Here is an 8,871-nt window from a genome sequence, read left to right on the forward strand (position 1 = left end):
ACGTTCGATGACAACTCTCGCACACAAACCGCCGATGAAGAAATGAATCTTAAATGGGAGTGATGTTATAGGAGCCAGAGATCACCATCTTCGGTAACGTGCTCATGGGTTAGCCGACAACCTTCCATTTGGACAGTGTCTGCCTTGATGAAGCAGCGATAATTCCCGGATACAGGCCGGCATCCGGATAACCGTAGGAGTTTCAAGTTGACTCAAGACGGCAAAAGACTCTGTTTTCGTCTCGTGCTCCGTGGTACAATGGATAAGCATCCAAATCATCCCTTTCGTATGGGGAGTAGCAGTACTTATTCCATACGACAGATGATTTGGATTTTCCTTTTATTGTCGATTTGTCGATCTATGTTCCCCAGACTTTGTTATTGAACCAAAAAATTCAAATTTCACTTATAAAACGGTCATCAATTTGTTTATAAATATCAAGCCCTATAACTCTTCCCGTTTCTTCAATTACATACAAATATATATTATTACTTACAGAACTAAAAAAATTAATAGCTGGGGATTTCTTTAATTCATCATTAAGATACCAATTTGTAGGTATTAAAGATAAGACTTTATTAACGTTAAGAAATGTATTTTCAATGAACTTCCAAACTTCCATAAAAGATGATTGCGAAAGCTTCTCTGATTTGTTTAATTTCACTTTATAAACAAGTAACTTTTTCCCCCGAGCTCCATTAGGCCGCCGTTCTTCACTACCATACAAATCATTTATGACAGGATCCAAAGAACCAATCTTATACAATTGACCTATCCCTAATCTGGCATGTTCAGTTAAATCTCTTAAAATAATACTGCTTGGTAACTCTTGTTCATTCAAAAAAACCCCTTCTATTGTAGTAAAAAAAGGAGCAAGTTCAACCAAACATTGATCATATATTTTTTTGTTCGGAATAGGTATTGCTGTCTCCATATTAGGATGTCCTAGAGCTATCGGCGCTATAAAAAAACATGCAGTATCAGAAAACGCATTAACATTTTCTAATATTGATTGAATCGGCTTTATTCTGAAGTGTGTAATCAAGGGATCTGATATTTCAATCATCTGTGGGTCTTTTTCAAGCCATTCAAAATTCATTATAATAATACTCCTCCTATTTTTACTAAATATACACAAAATCCTTGCCTATACCACAATAGGTAAACGGCAAGGATAAATGTTAATTCAACATTATACTACAATACCTCCAATAGTGACAGTGTTAGAGTAAGGCGAAGAAGTAATTAGTTCTAATTGATTATATCTTCCTTCCATTGTTCCATAAATCATTACTCTATAATCTCCTGGTGATGTAACATTCTGGAAATTGAATTGTCCTTTTGGAGTTTTTGTTGATGGGTTGAAGTAAAGATCTCTTGGTCCCTTAGTATCTACCGTTACCCACATATAGTCTTCCGGATCCCACCGTTGAAGTTCAGCAATTAGCTCTGCACTATATATATAATCATTGGAGGTTACACTCCAATTAGCTTCAACAATTGTCCCCTCAAGAACCTGGGCCTGTACTGTCATTACTCCCCATTGTGGTGGCGTAATCGCTAAATCACTAATACTAGAGTTGCTTTTTATACTCGAATTACCATCAGAAAAATACCCTGTGTGTGTAGAATTTTCACTAATTGACGTAGAATCATCTGCAAAAGCAGACATAGGTAACAAAAGAAGAAGTGCTGCTATCATTGTAACTATGAATTTTTTTATCATTAGATTTGCCTCCACTCAAAGAAAAGATATTAGTAAGAATAGAGCAACGGCCGTTGTCTTTATACCATAATAAGACAATTAATGGAATATGTATACAATTTATTTCATCATATTGGAAAATAAACTCAAATAATTAACCTTTTTATTCATAATATTACATAGTATATAAAGTTTTTTTGTGTAAACTCCAAGAATATGGCGATCTATACGATCGCAAAAAAAAGCCCACAACGAATGTGTAGGCTTACTATTATGGTTTTTTATCTGTAGTTAAAACTATAAAGAAATTCGCCAGAGATAGCATCCACGACGATATTCGCATCTTTGAAGACTTTCACGTTTTTCGCGTCAGTACCTATGCTGCCATGTCCCTGCCTATTGATGCCTTTGAAAGTCACAATGATTGTTGATTCATCCAAATATCCTTTTTGTTTAATCTTTTCGTTTTTTTCTTTAGCTTATATCAAAAAAAGAAAGATTGATCATTGGTGAGCACCTGGTATTCTGCTTTTACGCTGGATGCTGCTTCTGCGTAACCAGACGCATAAGCAGAGGCGGCGTTAATCGCCTCATTTCACTAATAACAGCAGGGGGCGAAGGTTTCTTTTAGTAGTGGATATACCCAGCATAAAAAATGCTTATTTCAATCTTTTCTGAAAAACGGGATTGAAGCTATAAATGTTGTGCTCTTCAAGATTGTCAGCCGCTAAAGATCCGGCGGAAACCATACCTTCCTGAGATCAATCCACCCCTGGCTGTTAAAAGCGACGCCGCGGATGGAAGGAAGGGAAGCGGTCTGGAACGGCTTTTCATAAAGGATATGCAGATGACATTCCCGGATCAGTTTGCTTTCGATGGTCCGGAACTGTTCCATTCTCGCGATAGGATCAGGTTCCCGGGCGATCCGCTGCAGCCTGTGCTCGATATAGGCCATGATTCCGGTCTCGGCATGTTTCGCGATCGTCTCGAACAGATCAAACAGCCTTAGCTGCTCATCCTGGTCACGCATGAGCGAGAACAGGATCAGGTCCGCTTCCAGACGGACCGCCCCCTTAAATTGCTCCGGGGAAACGGCGTTTACCGTGGAAGGGTAGCCGTTATCCCCCAGCAGCTCAGCAAGCTGCTCGGCCTCCTGCCGGTAAGGAGCAATGGTGGCGATCTTCAAGGGGGCAGAGCTTTGGTTCCGGGGGTTCCGGGCATCACCCGACAGGGAATCAGGCACGCCGGTTGTACGCAAAACCGACAACACGGCTTTTCTGAAGTCCGGATCCTGAAGAGGCCCGGTTTTTCTCGAGTTGACGGTGATGAATTTGCATACCGATGCCTCGGAATGAATCCGGCTCCAGGCTCCATGCCCCGAAGATTCGGCGCTGTGGATAATGTGAAAGGGGGATTGCTGCTCAGGCAGGGAATCCGTGCTGTCTTCGCTCCACGGCACATAGATGATTTCCACGCGGTCCAGATGAGCCCGGCCCTGAAAATGATAGTTGTACACCTCCAGCACAAACCGTTCTTCTGTCATCTCCGTGATTTTGAACGGACCGGTTCCGGCCGGCTTTACGCCGAAGCCTCCTTTTCCGGGCAGTTCCTCCCCTTTGAGAACGATAGCCGCCCGGCTTGTGCCGAGAAAAGGCAGAAATAATTCGTTCGGCTCCTTCAGTTCAAAAAGCACAACAGAAGGATGGAGCGCCCGGACGGATTTGATGCCCTGGATGATCGGGCGGTACAGCGTTCGCTGCGGCGACCCGATCAGCCGTTCAAAGGTGTGGACGACATCGGCGGCCGTTAGCACCGTTCCGTTATGAAACAGCACCTGTTTGCGAAGATAAAAGGACCACCGCGTACGGCTTTCATCGACGTCCCAGGCATGAGCCAAATGCGGGCGAATACCGTCTTGGTCACTTCTTTTTACAAGTCCGTCATAGACATGGCTGGATACAAAAGATTCGGCCAGCAGGTTCATATAGAGTGGATCGATGGTGTGTAGCTTTTGCCGCACGGGCAGTCTGAGCATGTCAATTTGCTTGTCCTCCCTCACCTGCGTATGGTGTCCGAAATAGGTGAGCAGCCAGCCCTGCAGTTTTTCCTTAAGCTCTGCGGTATCCGCATGAACCTTGATCTGGTCGACGGCGTAACGGACATCCCGGCGATCCATCGCCTGCATCATGGCCTGAACGGCTATTGTCTCGGGCTGGGCCAGAAAGGATAAAGAAGACCTCCGTCCTCTTCCCCGGCTCGGCGTCCAGCTGATCCATTCTTCTGCTTCCATCCGCTTCACAATATTCAAGGCATTCCGGTGCGTGCATTCAAAAACCGCTGCAAGCTCGTCCAGGGTAACCCATAGCGATTGTTGTCCTCCGCTGCTTTCATGCAGTTTTAAAAATTGACTCTCCAGCTTCATCTTGGCCCCTCCGATAAAATAGGAAATTAGCGCCGCTCATCTTTCTATTTTAATTCGTATTTTATCACCTAGAATAAGGGATAGAAAAGCAAGAGTTTGGAGGGAATGACCATGAACGATGACAACATCAATGGCAACTTGGATAGTTCGAGCAACCCGGGTAACATAGGCAACCCGGAAAACCCAGGGAACACTTTCAGCGCCGGAAGTACCGGCATCCCCAGCACCCCCGGTAACACAGGCGGTACTGACAGCCCTGGAAGTTCCGGCAACCCGGATAATCCCGGTAACTCAGGCAGCCGCGAAAGTACCGGCATCCCCGGCAGCCGTTATAGCCCGGGCAATCCCGGCCGCTTCGGCGATCCAAGCAAACCGTCCTACCCGCTAAAGGCGTCGCTGATCGCTGTTTTGGCTGCTGCCTTGCTGGCTGCGGTTCACCAGTATTTTTTTTACGAAAGCAAGCTGGGGGTATCGTATCCGCTCTTCGTGACCCTGTTTTATGGCTACATGGTTCTTTCAGCCAAAGGGCGGATGCGCAGGCCGGATTGGTTCGGATGGATGATGTTCGCGGTGATTGCCCTGCTTTCGCTGACCTTTGTGCTAACTGGCAACCCGTTCTTTCACGCGCTGAATTTTCTGGCGATTCCATGTCTGGTCTTTGTACATATGGCTTATTTGTTTGGCGCCGAGAGGACCGCCTGGCATGACATCCGCCTGCTTACAAAAGCTTTAGACCATCTTGTCCCGCAGGCTCTCCGCCATGTCCCGGGATTTTTCCGGACGCTCAAGGCGGCTGGGGGAGGAGTCCAAATGGCCAAGGAAAACAAAAGCACGGTCGGGAAAGTGCTGATTGGCCTGACGATCGCCTTCCCTTTGCTGATTATCGTCATCCCGCTGCTCTCTTCCGCGGACGGAGCGTTTAACGAGCTGCTGTCCGGTTTTCCGAAATGGCTTGGCTCGTTAACGGTAGGGCCATGGCTGGGCCGTTTGATTTGGGCTTTCGTATTCAGTGTATTATTCTTCGGTTATGCCTGGGGATTTGTCGATCCAAAGACGCGCACGTATGAATGGAACCATCTTGTTCCGCAAAAGGAGCTAAAGCGGCCAGGCTTCAACATTGACCCGGTCATTCTGATTACCGTCCTGTCGGCGGTGAATCTGGTGTATTTACTCTTTGTCGTTGTGCAATTTTCCTATTTGTTCGGCGCCTGGCAGGGAGAACTGCCGGATGGCAGCTCTTACGCGGAGTATGCCAGAAGCGGTTTTTTTGAATTGGTGGCCGTTACCGTCATCAACTTTGTTCTTCTGATCGTCTCTCTGACAGGCGCCGGTCAGGCAGCGGGGCGGCTTAAAATCGCCGTGCAATGCTTGCTTTATATCTTGATCGTTTGTTCAGCCGTTATGCTGGGCTCGGCCTTTAAGCGTCTGCTGCTTTATGAACAGGCGTATGGCTACACCTCCATCCGGTTTCTCGTTCATGCCTTTATGATTTTCCTGGCTGTATTGCTGCTGGCAGCTGCCCTCAGAATCCGGATGAAAAGCTTACCGCTCGTAAAATGCTATATTATCGTCAGCTTGCTGTCCTATTTGCTGATGAACTATATCGGGATGGATCGGATCATTGCGAAGAGCAATATTGACCGGTACAGGGAAGGCGGACAAATCGACGTCTATTACCTGAGCAGTCTGCCGGACGACGCGGTGCCGGCGCTGATTGCGTTCAGCCGGAACGAATACCCGGAGATGAAAAGCGTGCTGAACGAAAAATGGCAGAGAATAAAATTTGCGCCATCCCGCAAATGGTTTGAGTTTAACCTGTCCGAGTACCGGGCAAGGAAAGCGCTGGAACGGTATCTTGGGGATTGAAGGATTAGGATGAAGGAGCAAACAGGCGAAGGAGAATAAAGCGAAGTCGAACGAAACCCCCCGAGTACGGGGGTTTCGTGTTTCCCTTCCCCTGAAGTATTGTAATCCTCCTAAATGCTTGCTAACTTTCTAGTCAAAAAGCAATAGGCAATTCCCATTCATGCCGTCGCTCAAATGGTTACAAAGAATTAACTTTTGGAAACAAGTACATCGCTTTCATTATAACTGTATGCGCATACAACACTTGTTTAATCAAGTTTCTAGGCCATTGGAATGATCAGGAATTTAATAATAATTGTTACTTTACTGTTTCTTTTTCGATTTAGTATACTGACTCTGCGCTTAGTTAATGCTTCTGTGCTATGATGCAATACTACATGACTAGGAGTGAAAGAATGAGGATTAGCAGCAAATGGATGAAAGCAGCTTTATCTGGCAGTTTATTATTCGGGACAATCCTTGCCGGAGCCGTTCCGACAACTGCAAAAGGAAATAACCAAAACGAGGGTGCGACAACTTCCCAAGGGTTTGTTTCCAATGCTGATCTGGACAAGCACGTCATCTTTCAAAGCTTCAGCCTGTATCAACCTTATGATAGCAATATGTACAAGGTTTTGGACAAAAACAGCAATCTTTTGAAAGACTGGGGTATTTCCGATGTTTGGATGCCGCCGGCTTACCGGGCATTTTCCGGGTCCTACTATGGCGAAGGATACGCGATCGCCGACCGGTATGATCTGGGGGAATTTCCCGAGGGCTTGAATGGGCAAAGAGCGACCAAATACGGAATGAGCGACGAACTGAAAAAAGTAATCAACAAGCTGCACGCCAAAGGCCTCAGCGTTCAAGAGGATCTTGTGCCTAACCAAATGTTCGGACTTCCGGAAACGGAAATTGTAAATGTCACTTCGGTCGATAATTACGGGAACGAGAACGATCCGAACTATAAAAATAGATTGGTTGAACTTTATTCCAAAGGCGGCGGAATCGGTCAGAAAACCTACGGACTGATCAAGGAATGGAATCATACGTATTATAACGGGACCGGTACGCAAACGTTAGGGTCGTATCGCGTAATGGTTGACGGACAAGGGAAGCCTTACCGTTATTTCGGGCCTGATCGTGCGGATAACTATCTCCCGGATTGGCTGGCCAATTCCGAAGCCCAGAAATACGGAAAAATCAAAACCGTTGACAACTATTTGACTGTAGACAGCTACTTTGCGGTCAAAGGTGCGAATACGGAGAACGATCAGGTATGGCGTTCACTGCTGCTGTACTATGTCGATCCTCAAGCAGGCGCAACCACTCAAAGCTACCTGGATTATATGAGCGCCAATGGTTTTGAAGGGAGCAGCGACGATGAAGTCAGAGAGAAGATTATCGCGGGGGACAGTGAAACAGTCACCAAACTGACTGACAACTATATCAAGGCACAGCCTGGATATTCTGCTGCTACCGATCCTGCCGGCGTTATGCGGTTCAATAAGGAAGACAACAGCGGATTTAACAAAAACGTGTTGCAATACGAATTCCTGGTCGGAACGGATATCGACAATTCCAATCCTACCGTTCAGGCCGAGCAACTGAACTGGGCTAAATTCTTGATGGATGAATATGGTTTTGACGGGTTCCGCGTGGATGCGGCATCTCATTTCAACACCAAGGTACTCACCGATTTGAAAGAATTGATGAGCTCGCGCTATGGCAGCAATTTGAACAACCATTTAACCTATATTGAATCCTACACGGACAACCAAGTGGATTTCCAGAACAACCAGAACAACAACGGCCAGCTCGTTTATGATCACGGATTGTTCGGCAAGCTGCGGATTTCTTTGGGGAAAGTAGACAGCTGGAGACCGCTCAGCGAGATCGTCAGCGCTTCGTACGTAGACAGAACCAACCCGAACAGCCAGAGAACGCCAAACTGGTCTTTTGTCAACAACCATGACCAGGAACACAACGCTTTGGAGTGGATTCCTGTTTCGGAAGAAGAAGCGAACGGCGCGAAGCCGCACACGCTGGCATATGAAGCGATCCAGTTCCAAAAATATTCCAGCGACCGGGCGAAGACGGACAAACAGTATGCTCCTTACAACGTGCCAAGTCAATACGCATATATTTTGACGAATAAAGACACCGTTCCGACAGTCTACTATGGGGATATGTTCGAAGCAAACAAATCCTACATGTCGGCTAAGACGCCTTATTATGACACGATCGTCAAACTGCTGAAAGCCAGACAACAATATGTTTCAGGCGATCAGAAAATCACTTACTACACAAGCAATACTTCGGGTACCGCAGGCTGGGATTTGCTCGCGAACGTCCGTTACGGAACCAGCCGCGATACAGGCGTGGCAACGGTGATTGGCAACAATCAACACACCAATACCACGATCAATGTGGATATGGGCAAGCAGCACGCCAATCAAACTTTCGTAGACGCGACAGGGTTCACTAAGGAAGATTATACAACCGACGAAAACGGGATTTTGACCATTCCTGTAGTCGGCGTTAAAAATCCTTTGGTTAACGGTTATTTGGGCGTTTGGGTACCGTCCGATAAAAAAGGCGGCAAGAAGCTTGATAAAGGCGTGAATGGTACCGATGCGGTCAATAACATGAAAGCTACCGACAAGAAAGACGACAAGCCAACCAATGGTCACGAATGGCAGCAAGAGGTAGAATCCAGACAATTGCGTCTGAAAAAGCAGCAACCGTAACGATATTGGGTATTCTAAAAGGCTGGACAGTGAAAAGTTCTAAGGGTTAAGAAGCCAGAGAATCGCTGTCAAAATCAAGCTGCTCTTGCTTGGAGCGGATTATTCTCGTTATGGATAGATGCGGGTTGCGAGCAAACAGGTGAAAAATA

Annotated in this window: 5 protein-coding genes; 2 read left to right on the forward strand and 3 right to left on the reverse strand. The window is 46.2% G+C overall.

Annotated features, from left to right (window positions below):
* Positions 1 to 394: 394 nt before the first annotated feature.
* The 3 genes from K7397_RS09335 to K7397_RS09345 form a co-directional block, all read right to left on the reverse strand.
* A complete protein-coding gene (locus tag K7397_RS09335) occupies positions 395 to 1,099 on the reverse strand; it encodes a hypothetical protein (RefSeq protein ID WP_223067675.1) in 705 nt (234 codons plus the stop codon).
* A 93-nt stretch (positions 1,100 to 1,192) separates the two neighbouring features.
* Positions 1,193 to 1,726 (reverse strand): hypothetical protein, encoded by a 534-nt coding sequence (locus tag K7397_RS09340; RefSeq protein WP_223067676.1) that lies wholly within the window; start codon positions 1,724 to 1,726, stop codon positions 1,193 to 1,195.
* A gap of 706 nt (positions 1,727 to 2,432) precedes the next feature.
* Positions 2,433 to 4,127 carry an ABC transporter substrate-binding protein gene (locus K7397_RS09345; RefSeq protein ID WP_223067677.1) on the reverse strand — a complete coding sequence of 565 codons (1,695 nt, stop codon included), beginning with the start codon at positions 4,125 to 4,127 and terminating at the stop codon, positions 2,433 to 2,435.
* Between the two features lie 111 nt (positions 4,128 to 4,238).
* Here K7397_RS09345 and K7397_RS09350 point away from each other — a divergent pair, with 111 nt between their 5' ends.
* Positions 4,239 to 5,993, forward strand: coding sequence for a DUF4153 domain-containing protein (locus K7397_RS09350; protein WP_223067678.1), 1,755 nt, complete (start codon positions 4,239 to 4,241; stop codon positions 5,991 to 5,993).
* 395 nt (positions 5,994 to 6,388) lie between these two features.
* A complete protein-coding gene (locus tag K7397_RS09355; protein ID WP_223067679.1) occupies positions 6,389 to 8,722 on the forward strand; it encodes a glycoside hydrolase family 70 protein in 2,334 nt (777 codons plus the stop codon).
* The last annotated feature ends 149 nt before the right edge of the window (positions 8,723 to 8,871 follow it).

It is taken from the genome of Paenibacillus caui (assembly GCF_019904135.1).
Lineage (GTDB): Bacteria > Bacillota > Bacilli > Paenibacillales > Paenibacillaceae > Fontibacillus > Fontibacillus caui.